At 34.2% G+C, this 15215-nt stretch carries 20 protein-coding genes and 2 tRNA genes; 17 read left to right on the plus strand and 5 right to left on the minus strand.

Translation table 11 applies throughout. The annotated features are described in order from the left end of the window. Positions 1-97 precede the first annotated feature (97 nt). The 9 genes from BMY14_RS11570 to BMY14_RS11610 all read left to right on the plus strand — a co-directional run bounded on the left by BMY14_RS11570 (position 98) and on the right by BMY14_RS11610 (position 8577). Positions 98-1933, plus strand: a complete 1836-nt coding sequence (locus BMY14_RS11570; RefSeq protein ID WP_177177569.1) for a glycoside hydrolase family 84 protein — start codon at positions 98-100, stop codon at positions 1931-1933. A gap of 44 nt (positions 1934-1977) precedes the next feature. After that, positions 1978-2469 carry a DUF1003 domain-containing protein gene (locus tag BMY14_RS11575; RefSeq protein WP_091831885.1) on the plus strand — a complete coding sequence of 164 codons (492 nt, stop codon included), beginning with the start codon at positions 1978-1980 and terminating at the stop codon, positions 2467-2469. A gap of 11 nt (positions 2470-2480) precedes the next feature. Beyond that, positions 2481-3647 (plus strand): cation diffusion facilitator family transporter, encoded by a 1167-nt coding sequence (locus BMY14_RS11580; protein WP_091831887.1) that lies wholly within the window; start codon positions 2481-2483, stop codon positions 3645-3647. Between the two features lie 56 nt (positions 3648-3703). Continuing rightward, positions 3704-4885, plus strand: coding sequence for a S41 family peptidase (locus BMY14_RS11585; protein WP_177177570.1), 1182 nt, complete (start codon positions 3704-3706; stop codon positions 4883-4885). Positions 4886-5049: 164 nt separating this feature from the next. Then, positions 5050-5883: a diaminopimelate epimerase gene (gene dapF, locus BMY14_RS11590; protein ID WP_091831891.1), complete on the plus strand. Its 834-nt coding sequence runs from the start codon at positions 5050-5052 to the stop codon at positions 5881-5883. Between the two features lie 119 nt (positions 5884-6002). Continuing rightward, positions 6003-6079: transfer RNA gene (locus BMY14_RS11595), tRNA-Pro, on the plus strand. A 6-nt stretch (positions 6080-6085) separates the two neighbouring features. After that, positions 6086-6162 (plus strand) — tRNA-Arg (locus tag BMY14_RS11600). Between the two features lie 474 nt (positions 6163-6636). Next, positions 6637-7218 (plus strand): SLATT domain-containing protein, encoded by a 582-nt coding sequence (locus tag BMY14_RS11605; RefSeq protein ID WP_091831893.1) that lies wholly within the window; start codon positions 6637-6639, stop codon positions 7216-7218. A 114-nt stretch (positions 7219-7332) separates the two neighbouring features. Continuing rightward, positions 7333-8577 (plus strand): reverse transcriptase domain-containing protein, encoded by a 1245-nt coding sequence (locus BMY14_RS11610; protein ID WP_091831895.1) that lies wholly within the window; start codon positions 7333-7335, stop codon positions 8575-8577. A gap of 103 nt (positions 8578-8680) precedes the next feature. On the opposite strand, the gene BMY14_RS11615 is transcribed toward BMY14_RS11610, so the two are convergent. From BMY14_RS11615 to BMY14_RS11635, 5 genes are all read right to left on the minus strand, one after another. After that, positions 8681-9805, minus strand: coding sequence for a tyrosine-type recombinase/integrase (locus BMY14_RS11615; RefSeq protein WP_091831897.1), 1125 nt, complete (start codon positions 9803-9805; stop codon positions 8681-8683). A gap of 94 nt (positions 9806-9899) precedes the next feature. Beyond that, positions 9900-10673 carry a potassium channel family protein gene (locus BMY14_RS11620; RefSeq protein ID WP_091831899.1) on the minus strand — a complete coding sequence of 258 codons (774 nt, stop codon included), beginning with the start codon at positions 10671-10673 and terminating at the stop codon, positions 9900-9902. Between the two features lie 95 nt (positions 10674-10768). Then, positions 10769-11464 (minus strand): hypothetical protein, encoded by a 696-nt coding sequence (locus BMY14_RS11625; protein WP_091831902.1) that lies wholly within the window; start codon positions 11462-11464, stop codon positions 10769-10771. A 37-nt stretch (positions 11465-11501) separates the two neighbouring features. Beyond that, on the minus strand, positions 11502-12173 hold the full coding sequence (locus BMY14_RS11630; protein ID WP_091831904.1) for an exonuclease domain-containing protein: 672 nt from the start codon (positions 12171-12173) through the stop codon (positions 11502-11504). A 110-nt stretch (positions 12174-12283) separates the two neighbouring features. Next, a complete protein-coding gene (locus BMY14_RS11635) occupies positions 12284-12646 on the minus strand; it encodes a helix-turn-helix domain-containing protein (protein ID WP_091831906.1) in 363 nt (120 codons plus the stop codon). A gap of 164 nt (positions 12647-12810) precedes the next feature. On the opposite strand from BMY14_RS11635, the gene BMY14_RS11640 reads away from it, so the two are divergent. From BMY14_RS11640 to BMY14_RS11670, 8 genes are all read left to right on the plus strand, one after another. Then, positions 12811-13011 (plus strand): helix-turn-helix transcriptional regulator, encoded by a 201-nt coding sequence (locus BMY14_RS11640; protein WP_177177572.1) that lies wholly within the window; start codon positions 12811-12813, stop codon positions 13009-13011. 97 nt (positions 13012-13108) lie between these two features. Then, positions 13109-13279, plus strand: a complete 171-nt coding sequence (locus BMY14_RS20555) for a hypothetical protein (RefSeq protein ID WP_177177573.1) — start codon at positions 13109-13111, stop codon at positions 13277-13279. 42 nt (positions 13280-13321) lie between these two features. Further along, positions 13322-13870 (plus strand): hypothetical protein, encoded by a 549-nt coding sequence (locus BMY14_RS11645; RefSeq protein WP_091831910.1) that lies wholly within the window; start codon positions 13322-13324, stop codon positions 13868-13870. Between the two features lie 52 nt (positions 13871-13922). Continuing rightward, entirely contained in the window at positions 13923-14222 is a 300-nt protein-coding gene (locus tag BMY14_RS11650; RefSeq protein WP_091831912.1) for a hypothetical protein, read from the plus strand. After that, positions 14203-14496: a hypothetical protein gene (locus tag BMY14_RS11655; RefSeq protein WP_091831914.1), complete on the plus strand. Its 294-nt coding sequence runs from the start codon at positions 14203-14205 to the stop codon at positions 14494-14496. Before BMY14_RS11650 ends, BMY14_RS11655 begins: the two co-directional genes overlap by 20 nt. A gap of 49 nt (positions 14497-14545) precedes the next feature. After that, positions 14546-14737 carry a hypothetical protein gene (locus BMY14_RS11660; RefSeq protein ID WP_091831916.1) on the plus strand — a complete coding sequence of 64 codons (192 nt, stop codon included), beginning with the start codon at positions 14546-14548 and terminating at the stop codon, positions 14735-14737. A gap of 73 nt (positions 14738-14810) precedes the next feature. Next, positions 14811-15008 carry a hypothetical protein gene (locus BMY14_RS11665; protein ID WP_143063165.1) on the plus strand — a complete coding sequence of 66 codons (198 nt, stop codon included), beginning with the start codon at positions 14811-14813 and terminating at the stop codon, positions 15006-15008. Continuing rightward, positions 15002-15199, plus strand: a complete 198-nt coding sequence (locus BMY14_RS11670) for a hypothetical protein (RefSeq protein ID WP_091831920.1) — start codon at positions 15002-15004, stop codon at positions 15197-15199. Before BMY14_RS11665 ends, BMY14_RS11670 begins: the two co-directional genes overlap by 7 nt. The last annotated feature ends 16 nt before the right edge of the window (positions 15200-15215 follow it).

Raw genomic sequence — 15215 nt, forward strand, 5'->3', positions numbered from 1 at the left:
CAATGAGGTCGGCATTTTTTCTTTTCAAAAAAGCAAGTTTACAGACTCATTTTATGGTAAAATTTTAAATAGAAAAACAACAATGGAGGTGCATCGAGTGCATTGGAAATCTATCGCTGGCGGTTTATTCGTTCTTTGTATTTTCTTTATGACAGGAGATGTAAAAGCCATGGACACAACATTTAGTTTGCAGCCATCACCACAGTCTTTTATAATACAAGACGGAACGTTGACCTTAGGTAAAGCGGTCCAGCTTGTATTTGGAAAATCAGTGGATGATGATACGAAAAATCGTTTTATCGGAATTCTAGAGGAAAATGGTATGAAAGGCTGCAAACAGGCAGACATTGAATATCCTACGATTTATTTGGGTACCCGATTTGATTTATTGCCAGAAAATATTTCGCATCAGCAGATGGGGGAATATTTCCCGGAACAGGGTTATAAAATCTTGATCAATGATAAGCTAAAACAGGTTTCTTTAGTTGGAAACGATCAAGATGGTCTTTTTTATGCAATGCAGACATTTTCACAGCTTTTGACAAAGTCTTCGGGAAAGGTGCCAAACGGAGAGATTTGCGATTATCCAATCATCAAGAAACGTGGTGTTATTGAAGGGTTTTATGGGAAGCCGTGGACACAAAAAGACAGGTTGGATCAGTTCCGTTTTTATGGAGAACAGAAAATAAATACTTATATTTATGCTCCAAAGGATGATCCATATCATCGCGAAAAATGGCGTGAGCCATATCCGAAAGTTGAAATGCAACAACTCCAAGAACTTATTACAGCTGCTGAAAAAAATCATGTTGATTTTATTTTTGCTTTATCACCGGGTTTAAATATGGTTTTTGATGGCAAAGCGGGAGAACAGGACTTGCAGTTATTGCTGAATAAATTTGAATTACTTTATAATATGGGAGTGCATAGTTTTGCGGTTTATTTTGATGATATTAAAAATAAAGATGGTGCAAAGCAAGCCTATGTATTGAATGAAGTGAATAAACGTTTTGTGAAAAAACATGAAAATATAAATCCGCTGCTCACGGTGCCAACTGAATACTACACAGCGGATATGATACAAAATAATCACGTGAAGTCCTATACAGCGGATTTTTCTAAGAACCTATCGAAAGATATTGTTGTGATGTATACAGGCGAAGGCGTTGTCTGTGAAGGCATATCAAGCGAGGCCTTGCAGAAGGTGGAAGATATCTATAAACGTAAGGTAGCTGTTTGGTGGAATTATCCAGTTTCAGATTATCTAAAAAGTAAACTGGCCTTGGGGCCGATTACGGGGATTGATGATAAGGCTGGAGCAAACTTACAGATGTTTATTATGAATCCCATGGAATATGCTAACTTATCGAAAATCACCCTGGCAACGGGAGCTGACTATGCATGGAACCCAAAGCAATATGACTATAATAAAGCATGGCAGCAGGCGATTGCAGCGCAATATGGTAAACAGGCAGAGGCAATGGAAATCTTTGCTTACCATTCGAGGCGCATGGAAAATAGCTGGGCTCATGTGGGCTTGGCGGATGCACCCTCTGTAAGAAAACACATGGATACATTGTTTCAAAAATTACAAACGGGACAAGACTGCTCCTTTGATATCAATCTATTGCAACAAGATTTTTTTGACATGAAAACTGCCTCGGAAAACTTACAGACCCAATTGCCAAAGCAAGATAAAGAGGAATGCCTTCCGCAATTAAAGTTGTTTGAACAGCTTGCTGAGGCAGATTTGACTGCTTTACAGATGCTGGAAGCGAATTGCAATGAACAAAAATTCTTATACCAAAAGTATCGAGCGGATTTACTCACTAAAAAGAAAAATTTACCACCAGAAACTGTGGTACAAATTTCTGAAAAAGTGGCAAGATCTTTTATTGATGAAGCGTTAGCTTATAAACCGATAACTAAATAAAAGCATAACGTAATAAAACGTGTAGGTGCAAAAAAGGAGAATATATGGATACTTTAAGAGGTCCGGCAGCAATCTATAAACATGAGCATGCGGCTGTGCGTAATGTAAATGAAGAATTTCAAAAAAAAGGTACCAGAGGGCAGCGTGTAGCTGATAAAGTGGCGCAAATTGTTGGAAGCTGGCCGTTTATTATTTTTCAAAGTGCGATTATACTTATTTGGATGGGGGCTAATGTTTATTTAGTTTATATGGCAGGCACCAATTCTGATTTTTTTGTATCGTGGGATCCCTATCCATTTATTTTGCTTAATTTAGCATTGAGTTTTCAAGCGGCTTATACGGGTCCTGTTGTGATGATGAGCCAAAATCGGCAAAATGAAAAAGATCGCTTGATGGCGGAACAAGATTATGAAATTAATAAAAAAGCAGAAGTAGAAATTAAAATAATTATGGATCATCTGGTTTATCAAGATGCAAAAATAAATTCTTTATTAGATGAAATCAAAACATTAAAGATTGTAAATGATAAAAACTGAAGGAGTTATATATGACAACGGCATTAATTAAAAAATTTGTTCCGCATTATGAACAGATTCATGATTCAAAAGTTCGGGCAAGTTATGGGATATTGGCAGGCAGCGTGGGAATAATAGCCAATATCCTCCTATTTGTATTCAAATTGACAGCAGGGCTATTGAGTGGCGCGGTATCTATTGTCGCAGATGCATTTAACAATTTGTCGGATGCAGGTTCATCGGTTGTGACGCTTTTGGGTTTTAAAATGGCCGAAAAACCGCCTGATTTTGAACATCCTTTTGGGCACGGACGCATCGAATATTTAGCTGGTTTATTTATTTCCATTGCAATTATATTGGTGGGCGTAGAGCTGTTTCGTACATCGCTGCAAAAGATTTTTTCGCCGGAAGAAATTACCGTGGACTTTATTTCTGGTGGAATTTTGCTTGCGTCAATTGTAGTGAAATTTTGGATGGCTGCTTTTAATAAAAATTTGGGGAAACGAATTAAATCAGCCGCAATGGAAGCTACATCCGTTGATAGTTTGAGTGATTGTGTTGCGACAACTGTCGTTTTAATAGCAATGGGGGTTTACTATTTTACTGGTATCAATGTAGATGGATTTGCTGGAATTGGTGTAGCACTTTTTGTTTTTTATTCGGGTATTATGACAGCGAAAGATACGTTGCAGCCTTTATTGGGGCAGGCGCCGGATGCCGATTTTGTTGAAGCCATTGAACAGATTGTCAATGCGAATCCTATCGTTGTGGGTCTGCATGATTTAATTGTTCATGATTATGGACCTGGACGCCGCTTTGTTTCATTACATGTTGAGGTGCCAGCTTCTATGGATATGATGGAAGCGCATGAACTGATTGATGGTATCGAATATAAATTGCGTAGAAGCTGCGGCTGTGAAGTGACGATTCATATGGATCCGATTATTATTGATAATCCAAAACTAGTCCTTATGCGAGAATCGGTAGCACAGGTAATTGCAAAAATTGATGAAAGTATCCATATGCATGATTTCAGAGTCACAAAAAGCTGTAATGGATTTAATTTGATTTTTGATGTCGTAGTTGTATTTGGTTTTAAATATTCAGATGCTGATTTGAAAAAAAAAATTCAAGCAGATATTTTGGTATTGAATAAAACTTATAATGCAGTTGTCAAAATCAGTCATTCTTATATGTGATAATCACATAATAAAAGTATGCATGATCGTATACTGCTGACGGAAGGGTGATGATTATGCCTCCTATAAACTGGCCAAGCGATTTAACACAACTAGCTGTTGACTTACCAAACTGGCACAAAAATTTATTTTTTCAGCAAACAAAAAAAGAGTTTTTTAGTCGCATTGATGTACTTAAACAAAAAAGTGCGCGGCTGGACATACACACAATTGTTATAGAAATTGCTAAAATTGTCGCAACAATTGGTGATGCTCATACTGCGGTGGTTTTACCACGCTATAACAGGCTGCCAATCGAAGTGTATTGCTTTCAGGAAGGTTTGTTTGTTGTAGCGGCAATGCCGACCTGCCAAAACTTGCTGTGGCAAAAATTGATTGCAATCAATGGTGAAACAATTTCCTCTATCTGTAAACGACTGGAACAGGTAATTTCGCATGAAAATCAAAGCTTTGTGCTGGCACAGTTGCCAGAATATTTGATTTGTACAGATATTTTATTTGGGCTGGGTATCATTGATGATCTGCATCATGTAACCATTCAAGTCGAAACGGATCAGCAAAAAATAATCGATTGCCAGGTACATGCGATCAAGTATGAAGATTGGCAGGATGTTTTAACAGAGCAGAAGCAGGAAATTGTCGCACTACCTTTGTATCGACAACACCCGGATCAATACTATTGGAGTCACTTGACCGAAGACAAAGGATTTTTATATGTTAACTACAATAAATGTAAAAACATGACAGAACATACAGTAGAATATTTTTCCAGTAAGCTCATCAAGAGACTTGAAGATAATCTGACAATTCAGTACCTCGCTATCGATTTGCGGAATAATGGTGGTGGAAACTCGGAACTTTTAAAAGATTTTCTCCATTGGCTGGGAAAATTTAAGCGGCTTAATCAACAAGGTCATTTATTTGTCATTGTGGGAAGGGATACTTTTTCTTCGGCGCTGCTTAATGTCTATTATCTAAAGTATCATTCTGCGGCGATTTTCATCGGTGAAGCCACCGGTGGCAAGCCGAATTGTTATGGGGAAGTCAAATACCTCTCTTTGGCAAGTTCAGGTCTTGCGATACGTTACTCGACGCAGTATTATAAACTTATTGAAGATGAGACGCAGCTTTCCTTTGAACCTGATGTAGTAAAAGAAGTGACCTTTCAAGACTATAAGAATCATATTGATCCATGTCTTGAATGGATTTATCAGCAGATACAAGTTGGGCCTGTATAAAATATAATAAAAAAAGAATGACAATCAAAGTCGGTCTATACGATTTTGATTGTCATTCTTTTTAGCTATATTTACAATATTAATAGCATTATTGTTATTTTTATTGCAAATATAGCTTGCTATACTAATGAGTAAACAAGAACTTATAGAGAGGGCTGTTACTTATGAATTTTACAAAAATGCATGGACTAGGCAATGATTTTATCATACTAAATCAGCTAGCTGATACACAGCAGGATTATGTCAAGCTAGCACAGATTTTATGTGATCGGAATACAGGAATTGGTGGAGATGGTATATTGCTCATTTTACCATCAACCATTGCTGATATAAAAATGAGGATTCTTAATATCGATGGCAGTGAAGCTGAAATGTGCGGTAATGGTATTCGCTGCTTTGCCAAATATCTTTATGAACATGATATTTTGAAAAAAACGACTTTTTCTGTGGAAACAAAAGCGGGTATCATAAAGCCAAGCCTGCAAATTGCTGACCAGAGAGTAAAACAAATTACGATAGATATGGGACAGCCGATTTTGGAACGTGATCAGATCCCGATGATTGGTCCTAAGGGGCAAGTGATTGATGAAATTTTAGACGTGGCGGGGCAGGAATACAAAATTACCAGTGTTTTGATGGGCGTGCCGCACACGATGCTTTTTGTCGAAGATATCACGGCAATTGATCCCAGTGTATTGGGACCGAAACTTGAAAAACATCATAAATTTCCTCAAAACACCAATGTGAACTTTGTTCAAGTCATAGATAAACATACAATAAAAGTAAAAACGTGGGAACGTGGCGCTGGTGCGACACTGGCCTGTGGAACGGGGTGCTGTGCCTCAGTGGTTGCATCCTATTTGAATGACTTTACAGAAGACACAGTAGATGTTCAGGTTAAGCTTGGGACATTGCATATCGAGTATAGACCCAATGAATCCGTGATGATGACAGGATCAGCAATCGAAGTTTTCTCTGGGATATATGATATTAAGTAAAAGTCTAAGCTATTGAATTTTGTGAGTAGTTTTTTGGATACAACATTTTTACTGCAAGGAGAAAATAAAAAAATGTTGACAAACGTCCTGCAAATCTATATAATAATCTTTGTGGTTGACGGGGCATGGCTCAGTTTGGTAGAGCACCTGGCTTGGGACCAGGGGGCCGCAGGTTCGAATCCTGCTGCTCCGACCATAAATCGCGTCTGTAGCTCAGCTGGATAGAGCAACGGCCTTCTAAGCCGTGGGTCCCGCGTTCGAATCGCGGCAGTCGCACCAATGAAATCAAGGCTTCACGAGAGTGGACACGAAATAGTCCGTTAGTCACGGGCACAAAATGGGCACAATAACATGATTGAATATGTTATTGTGCCCATTTTTTATTGTAATGCAAAGCGTTTAATGATAGGAGGTTTGAAAGGATCAAGTGGTTACTACAAAGTTAAAGTGGTAATGAACATTGACTTGAGTATAGAGTATATGGTGGGTGATCTTAGGTGAGGAAAAATTAATATTTTTATAAAAATATTAATAAAATTTAATTATGACTTGTTATTATTATGCTTAATGTTATATTATGATATATAAGGGCCTTTATTTCGATAAGAAATGACTATTAGCTTATTGTACTAATAGTGAACTTTTCCTTCTAATCAACAAGTTATTTATACTTTGCATGCTAATATAGGTGTAGATTCAATAGAATATAAAACATATACAAAGGCCCTTAATCTTTTAGAGGAGTTTGATTTAATGGATAAGTTTGACTATAAAAATAGCTTAGAAAATCGAATTTGGATTACTAGAAAATGTAGAATACATGCATCAGAGCGATTAGATAAATGGAATTGTTGGACGAAACTTTTGCAAGTATATTATTCAGTGATTTTAGTTGGTTTATCAATATATAATTTGTCTTTAGCCAAATTAGGAACCCAAAATACTGCTATATCTGAACAGTTATTGATTACATCTATAACTGTTTCTTTTTTTTCAATGTATTTATTGTCACAAAATTATAAGGAGCGGGCACTTCGTTTGAAATATAATTATCATGGCTTTGATGAACTTTATAGAAAAATAACGCAAATGACTATTGATGATCAATATGAAGTTCAGCAGATTATTGATATTGAAAAAGAATATTTGTTTTTATTGAAAAGTTCTGAAAATCATAGGATGGAAGATTTTCTTTCATCCCAAAGAGATAGTGAAAAAAAATCATGGGGTATTTTTACATATGCTGAGGATATTTTTTATAGAACTAGGTGGGTCATTATATGTATACTATTTTTTGTTTTGCCAATTTTTTTATTTTATCGATTTTTTTATTGAATACTGTAATTTCGTCAAGGAGGGATTTTTATTACAGCGTCAGAGAGTTTTAAACGTAAATTTTCTAAGAGATTTTTAAGAGAATATTATTTAAATAATACTAATAAAAATGCTATGCCAGGTTTGGATTGTATTACAAAAAAATATTTTGAAAATAATTTAAATCAATATATAGACTGCATATATGCGAACATACACAATAAAATATATAAATTTACTCCATACAAAGAAAAATTGGTCATAAAATCTAAAAATAAAACAAGGCAAATTTCTCTACCGACAATTAAAGATAAGTTGGTTTTAGGGGTTTTAAAAGAAGTCTTACTAGAAATATATGATGAAATAAATTATAAATTAGTACAAGTAACAATTTATGAATTAGCAAATAAAATTAGATTATATGATGGTTTCATAAAAATAGATATTAGTGATTTTTATGGATCAATAGATCATAATTTATTGATGGGGATTTTACATAAAAAAATTAGAAAAGACAATATTAGAAAGCTTATTAAAGATTCTATAGAAAACCCTACACTGTCAAGAGGATACTCTAAAAAAAGTATTGGGTTGAATAAATGTGGTGTTCCACAGGGGATACCAATTTCAAATATATTAGCATCAATATATTTGAAAAATCTTGATCAAATATATTTAGAAAAGGATAATATAGCATATTTTAGATATGTGGATGATATTTTAATTTTGTGTAACTATAGTGAATTAAGTACTATAAAAGAGGAAATTACTTTAGAGTTAAAAGATAAATACTTATTAGAAATTAATAAAAATAAACTTAAGAGCGGAATTGTCGATGATGGTTTTGAATATTTAGGATACAATATTAATAAATCTGATATAAGAGTGCGTGACATATCTTTAAAAAATTTTGAAAAATCATTGCAAAGTACATTCGAAGAATACCAGCACTTAGGTAGAAAAAATATAAATTTGTTTATTTGGGATTTAAATTTAAAAATCACAGGTTGTATAAATGAAAAAAATAAATATGGTTGGTTATTTTTCTTTTCACAGATAAATGATGAATTTGTTTTATATCATTTAGATTGGTTAATTAAAAAATATATTAAAAGATATAATATTATAATTCCAGATAATTCGAAATTTAAAATAAAACGATTCGTGAGAACTTACAACGAAATTATAAAAAATTTACACAATACACAATATATACCTAATTTTGATAAGTATACATTGAATGAGATGAAAAATTTTTTAAAAGAAATACATGGAATGGCAATTGATGGATGGGAGGAAGAACTTATTAAAGATAAATTTAAACATATTGTTTACAAAAAATCTAGAAAATTAGAAAAAGATATACAATCTTTTTCATGACTATATGTAAATAAATAATAATTTTATTCGGTGCATTAGGTGATATAATCTACTATTTTATTAGGCACGATAACATGTTTGAATATGTTATCGTGCCTATTTTTTATTTAACAACATATAATTTTTGTATAGCATTGGTAATGATCTCGTCATGATTGGGCATTGCATGGGCATACAGTTCTAAGGTGTGAGATTGTTTGCTGTGTCCAAGTCGTTTTGCTACATCAGAAAGTGGAATGCCGGCACCGAGCAATTCGGTAGCATGAGTATGACGAAGTACATGAAAATTTTTATAATCTATATTCGCATGATTGGAATCTAATAATAACTGCCAAACTCTTTCAAAATTGCGTGGTGCAATCGGCGTACCATTTCGTGTGATGAAACAAAGTGTTTCTTGTTTGTGATCTATATTTTTAGCATGGCTTTTTAGATTTTTTAATTCGTCGATACATTCCTGGGTAACTTTAATTCGGCGGATCGATGTTTTCGTTTTTGGAGTTTCTAAGATTAAACCTAAAGCACTTGACTGCTGCAGAGATTTTCTAATATAGACGGTTGAATCAAAGAAATTGACATCACACCACTGTAAGCCTAAAACCTCGCCTAAACGCATTCCAGTAGTAGCGGCTAATAAAATGATTGGGTAATACTTTTTAAGCACAGCATCGTTCTTACAGGATGATAAAATGGTATCAAGTTCAGATAAGGTGAATGTTTCAACTTCTTTTTTTTCAAATTTGGGCGGTTTTACAATGGTCATAATATTTTTTTGAATTAATTCTAGTTCCAAAGCTTTGTTATACATATCTTTTAAAAGCTTGTGAACTTTAGCAATCGTACAGGCAGAAAGTTGTGGAGATAAAGATTTATAAAAGTGCTGCACTTGTAGTGGTTTTACATCTTGCAATTTATAATCTGCAATAGCCATTACATGTTTTGCGAGACTGGTATAACGTTCATAGGTTCTCTGCTTAACAGTGTCTTTCTTATAAGTAGTGAGCCATTCGATCATCCATTCTCCGATCGTTATATCAGATGGCTGAACAAAAGTACCCTTGTGAATGTGATGTAACTGTGTAGATTTCCATTCTATAGCATCGGCTTCTTCTTTGAAACGTTTAAAAAGACGCGTTCCGTCGGGGGTAGTGATATAAGTACGGTATGCATTTCTAGCTTTATCAAACGTTATGCCGCCATTGCCGATACTTCTTTTTTTTGTAACCATAAACAAGTTCCTTTCTGACGGTTAGGGCTTTCATTAAATTAATTTTATTGTGGACATTTTGCAAAATTAAACCTATTTGAAAATGCAGTTAAATCTATTCATTTTTTGCCTTTTTTAATGAAACCAAGACTTCATGCATATCTTGTAAATCATCAACGGTTAAGTCTTGAAAGTTTTTTAATTTAAAAATAATTTGATCAATAGTTTCGTTTCTGTAGCTACTCGTTTCATTACCATTGATGAAAAAAGTCGAAATTGTGCTAGTCAGTGTACTTAAAAACCCAATTCCAATGAGCATAAGAAAAACGGCTACAATTCTACCGCCAAATGATTGAGGTGCAATATCCCCATATCCTACGGTTGTAGTAGTTACGAATGACCACCAAAAAGCATCACCTATATCCATGTTGTCAATATAAGATATAGCAATAGCTCCCATGAAAACCGTTAAAAAGGTAAAGCACAGGATATGATGAAAATTATTTGTTTTTAATATTAAACTGATTCGATTATAGGCACGAACTAAATAGACGAAACAACGTATAAATTTTAATAAACGAACAGCGCGTAATCCTTGAAAGACCGTATCAAAAGGAATTATAGCGATAAGGTCAATTATATTATGTTTGATAAAGCTGAATTTATTTTCTGCGAATAGCAACCGTACAATATAATCGACAACAAAAATAAACCACACATCAAAATCAAATTCATTTGCAATAGTAGCTTCTAAATCAGAAAAATCTGTTATACTTTGTGCAAGAAATGAAACAAGGATGCCTATGGATAAAATAGACATAAAAATATCATAATAAATTTTGTAACCAGTGATGTTAATTTTAAATTCACTTGGATTTTTTATAATCATTGTAGCTTTCTACAACTCCTTAAAATGCTTCTTATTTCTTTGTCGATACCTATTGCCATTGTTACGTTCATTGCCTTCATTTAATCGTTTTCTTCTTATTTAGAATATTTATAAAATCCATTAGGGTATGAAGATGCATCATAGTGACTTTTAGTAGTAGCTGTATTTTGTGGAATTCCTATATTTGGTGTTTGGACAGTTATAAACTGGCTGCCTCCATCACTTGATTCAACTTTTAAATATAGGGTTGCATATAATGAGTTGTCTTTTAAGACAGGAACACCATCTACCATCCAATCTGTATCATCCAAATGATAATAATCTGCATAAATTGTTTTTCGTATTGATTTTTGTGGAGGCAAAATAACATCTGGCGTTGCTGATGGGTTGCCAGCATCTTTATATTTCATGCCATCAACAAAAGGAATTGCTGATAATGAACCTAAACTAATATTGGATTGACCTAATTTTAAGACCATTAAATTATTGGTATTATTTTTAAATGTTACTAATACACCGGCAACGGATAAAGCATAATTATTTGAAAGATCGGCGTATTGGGTATTATGATCTAAATTAGGGCCATCTGATATTGCAGAGATAGGACTATCAAATGTAATGGATATGCCTATGTCAGTATCTTGAGTTGAACCATTTGACGGTAAAAATTGTGTGTGTGGAAGTCGAGTTACGTAATCTAATCCTGATTCCGCAGAATCATATGAAGCGTTACTCGTACTAGGTATGCAAAAAAATAAAAGAAATAAGATTGTTAATAAAGATTTTTTCATAAATAATTACCTCTCATATTGCCTTTACTGGCAGATTTTATTTAAAGAAATAAGAATTATACATTTGTTTATCTGTAACTTGATCAAATAACATAGACGATATCGCACGAGGACACTTTGTATTAATTATGTTTAAAATATTAGCACATGCCATAACATCACTTAAAGCATCATGATGATCTAAAGGTATTTGTAAATAGGAACATACTGTATTTAATTTATGATTAGGTAATTTCGGAAAAGCTTCGCGTGATGCAATACAAGAGTCATAAATAATAAAATTATTTTTCCGTATCGATAGATTATAAAATCGTAAAGTATCGTCAATTGCTTTCATATCAAAGTGGGCATAGTGAGCAGCGAGAAATTTACTCTTTACAAGAGGTGCTATTTTTGTAGTCCATACGATATCAAAGGTAGGCATATCTTTGACCATATCATATGTTATATTATGTAAATAAGTGAACTCAAAATAAGTGGTAGGTGGCTTAACATACCATTGACGAGCATAAACTTTATTATTTTCAATCCATGCAATCGCAATAGAACATATACTGTTTTTATTTTTATTAGCGGTCTCTACATCAATTGCAAAAAATGGATAATGAATACGGACTAAAGAGGGAATCGTTTGTTTTTCTCTTTTTTGAAAAAAGCAAACAATGCCATAAACGGCTAATCCTAACAAAATCATCCCAATTATTTCCACACTGACATCTCCTCGTTAAAATTTACTCAAAAGCTCAATAATCACCTCCGTCTGTTATGACTTGCTTTATTCCATTTAAGAGCAATTCGAATTTCTTTTGGTAAAAATTTTTACTTTTCGGATGCTGCTTTTTTTATTACTGATGTATCACTAACTTTAATCACCGTGTCTACAATCTCCCGCCGGTCCGCAGGGAGATTTTTTATTTTCTGTAGAAGTTCTAAATCTTCTGCTGATATATTGGAATTTGATATGGGTGCTACATCACAGCCTAACAGATAATCAATAGTTACTCCGAGTTTAGCAGCTAATGTGGTAAGAATAGTGGCATGTGGAATACGACCATTTTCCCATTGAGATACAGTTGATTTACCCATATTAAACCATGCACCTACATCTTCTTGAGTGTAGTTGTTGTCTTCACGCAACTTTTTTAATTTTTGACCAAAAAGAGAAGAGATAGTATCTTTCATATAAGCACCTCCAATAAATTAACTATACAACAATTTGTGAACTTTATGAATAAAAGTTCACAATAAGATAACTATTTTCTAAAAAACCATTGACGGTTCACAAATAATGAACTATACTAACTTTAATGAGTTTACGTAATGTGAACATTGAGTGGAGTGATAATATGAATATTTTAAAAAAAACACGTTTGAATAACAATTTAAAACCAATTGATATGGCAAAAGAACTAAAAATATCTAAAAGTTATTATAGTATGTTAGAAAATGGGGGACGAGATATATCAAAAAATATAGCAATTAACTTAAAAAAACGTTTTGGTGTTGAACTAGATGCTTCTTTTTATACTGATGTTCACAAATCATGAACTATTAAATATTGAAAGATGGTTCAATAAATACAATAACACCATTAGCTGTCCGATAGTCGCATGATATTCCGACAAAAATAAGGAGTGAGATTAAATGAATTTGAAAAAAAATAGTTACAAAAAACCAACAATGCACATTTCAATTGCAATAACAGGGCGACTGGAAGATCGCGCGATGCAATGTGCCACGAAGATTATTAAACACATGGAAAAAGAGCATGGCAGTAAACATACTCTTTTGTTTGACATCACTTTAAAAGTTTAAATTTGTTTATTAAATTCAACAAAAATAAGGAAGATGATACCAATGTTAGATGTACCAATGATAGACAGTATCGGTGATATGTTGCAGTTGGCCATTATGGCGATTGACATACCGCCGAAAGCATTAGCTACGGAGATTGGTTATTCTGTCGACAGTCTCTATTCAGCGGTAAAAGGGGATAGAGCTATCCCAGTAAAAGCACGGGCAAAGCTTGCGAGCAAGAGCTTTATTATGGCTTGCACTGTCGCCCTTGAAGGAACTGGATTAAGTCAGATATTCGGGTATCAAAAGGTCGATCGGCATATTCAGTCAATGATTATCCGCGTGAAATCAAAGGATAAGGAAACGGGGCGGCTTTTGGATGATTTGCCGGTACTGCTGCTTGATAAAGAAACGGCGGCTGACTTGTCGGAAGATGAATTTTCACAATTGAAAACTGCGACAGAAAAGCTTGTAGAACGGGTGAACTGTTCATTAAATCTTGTAATGGAGTTAGATAGTAGATATCGGCTAGACATTACAGAGGCTATACAAACAAAAAAAGTCGCCTGCGTTAGCGCACAGACGACTCATAGCAAAATAACTATGTGATTACTGTTATTATATCATTTCTGATAAAAAGCAGTCAAGGAGCGAATTTAATATGTCAAACTTAACAATGATTTATGCAAAAAAGTTGCATAGAATGTTTTTAAGCCAAGATGCTGATTATAAAAGAGGCTATTTAGAAGCATGTGAGGCTGAAAATTTGTTAGAACTTTCACGCCATGAGTTACAGAGTATTATACGAAATATTATTTCCAATGCGGTATATGCAAAACAAGCATATTACTTCGGTAAAGCCTTTGCACTCAGAGAAATTATATTTAACCAGTCAAATGAACTTGTCGGCCCATATGAATTTATGAAAGGAAGTGTGCTGAATGGAAGAAAAAACGTTTAAGAAAAAAATGTATGCAAATGAGTATGCAGCTTATTCTGGATATCCGCTTATAACGGTAAAAAACTGGTGTAAAGACGGTACGATTCCATGTGATCAGCTTGGACGTAGATATTTAATTGATGTCAAAGAAACGGATATGGTTTTGGCAAAAAATAGAAATAAAAAAATGATGGATAGAGAAAAAATAGGACCAAGAATTAACAAACCAACAGTAAGAAAACATTGTAAAACTTTTGATTATTTAGCAGAACTAAAAAATTTGCAAAAAGCATGATGAAGGATGGGGAGAAACGAGTGAATCATTATTTAGGAGCGATGCAATAATGGATACCATTCAAACCCGAATTGAAGAAAAAGAAAAAGTGATTATTGTTATGTGCGATGCAGATAAGCGTGGGAATTTATTACGCTTCCTTGGAGAGGCTGATATGCAATACCTCAGCCCGACACTTGATGACTTTGAAAAAGCCTTCAAGACGATTTGTGAGGAGGACAGGAGAAACAATGAAAAATAAACCATGCAAGAAAACATTTTGTAAATCAAATTTTGCACATTACCCAAGAATGAAACGGTACGGAGAAAAGTGCATGAATCCAAATACATGCACAATGCTGGAAATCGCTCAACAAGCGAATGTAATCAATATATTGGATAGACCCATCAAAGAGGGATACCAGTATGTTGGAAAATTAACGGAAAAAGAATTGGAATACTGCATACACGCAGAAAAACGTGTCGGTGGTCTTGCGAAGTTACAGGCAGAAAAGAGGCACCGGACATGTTGAATGATGTAAAGCCTATCGAAGAAATTGAGCAGGAACTTGTTGCACGCTTTGGCAGCAAACTTGAACCGATACGTGCGCCACTAAAAGATCGGCAGCGTTATGCCAGATTGGCAAAGCTGACAGAAGAACCATATAAAATCAAAGGAAACCGTCAAAACGCGGATGAGTTTATCCGTGCAAAATTTCAGTAACCGACGAGGTACTTAA

The sequence above is a fragment of the Propionispira arboris genome, assembly GCF_900109225.1.
GTDB lineage: Bacteria > Bacillota > Negativicutes > Selenomonadales > Selenomonadaceae > Propionispira > Propionispira arboris.

What these genes read in the sequence shown, in the direction of transcription:
- BMY14_RS11575 (WP_091831885.1), top strand. Translation starts at nt 1,978, where the DNA reads ATGGATACTTTAAGAGGTCCGGCAGCAATCTATAAACATGAGCATGCG.
- BMY14_RS11580 (WP_091831887.1), top strand. Translation starts at nt 2,481, where the DNA reads ATGACAACGGCATTAATTAAAAAATTTGTTCCGCATTATGAACAGATT.
- BMY14_RS11585 (WP_177177570.1), top strand. Translation starts at nt 3,704, where the DNA reads ATGCCTCCTATAAACTGGCCAAGCGATTTAACACAACTAGCTGTTGAC.
- dapF (WP_091831891.1), top strand. Translation starts at nt 5,050, where the DNA reads ATGAATTTTACAAAAATGCATGGACTAGGCAATGATTTTATCATACTA.
- BMY14_RS11605 (WP_091831893.1), top strand. Translation starts at nt 6,637, where the DNA reads ATGGATAAGTTTGACTATAAAAATAGCTTAGAAAATCGAATTTGGATT.
- BMY14_RS11610 (WP_091831895.1), top strand. Translation starts at nt 7,333, where the DNA reads ATGCCAGGTTTGGATTGTATTACAAAAAAATATTTTGAAAATAATTTA.
- BMY14_RS11615 (WP_091831897.1), bottom strand. Translation starts at nt 9,805, where the DNA reads ATGGTTACAAAAAAAAGAAGTATCGGCAATGGCGGCATAACGTTTGAT.
- BMY14_RS11620 (WP_091831899.1), bottom strand. Translation starts at nt 10,673, where the DNA reads ATGATTATAAAAAATCCAAGTGAATTTAAAATTAACATCACTGGTTAC.
- BMY14_RS11625 (WP_091831902.1), bottom strand. Translation starts at nt 11,464, where the DNA reads ATGAAAAAATCTTTATTAACAATCTTATTTCTTTTATTTTTTTGCATA.
- BMY14_RS11635 (WP_091831906.1), bottom strand. Translation starts at nt 12,646, where the DNA reads ATGAAAGATACTATCTCTTCTCTTTTTGGTCAAAAATTAAAAAAGTTG.
- BMY14_RS11640 (WP_177177572.1), top strand. Translation starts at nt 12,811, where the DNA reads ATGAATATTTTAAAAAAAACACGTTTGAATAACAATTTAAAACCAATT.
- BMY14_RS20555 (WP_177177573.1), top strand. Translation starts at nt 13,109, where the DNA reads ATGAATTTGAAAAAAAATAGTTACAAAAAACCAACAATGCACATTTCA.
- BMY14_RS11645 (WP_091831910.1), top strand. Translation starts at nt 13,322, where the DNA reads ATGTTAGATGTACCAATGATAGACAGTATCGGTGATATGTTGCAGTTG.
- BMY14_RS11650 (WP_091831912.1), top strand. Translation starts at nt 13,923, where the DNA reads ATGTCAAACTTAACAATGATTTATGCAAAAAAGTTGCATAGAATGTTT.
- BMY14_RS11655 (WP_091831914.1), top strand. Translation starts at nt 14,203, where the DNA reads ATGGAAGAAAAAACGTTTAAGAAAAAAATGTATGCAAATGAGTATGCA.
- BMY14_RS11660 (WP_091831916.1), top strand. Translation starts at nt 14,546, where the DNA reads ATGGATACCATTCAAACCCGAATTGAAGAAAAAGAAAAAGTGATTATT.
- BMY14_RS11665 (WP_143063165.1), top strand. Translation starts at nt 14,811, where the DNA reads ATGAATCCAAATACATGCACAATGCTGGAAATCGCTCAACAAGCGAAT.
- BMY14_RS11670 (WP_091831920.1), top strand. Translation starts at nt 15,002, where the DNA reads ATGTTGAATGATGTAAAGCCTATCGAAGAAATTGAGCAGGAACTTGTT.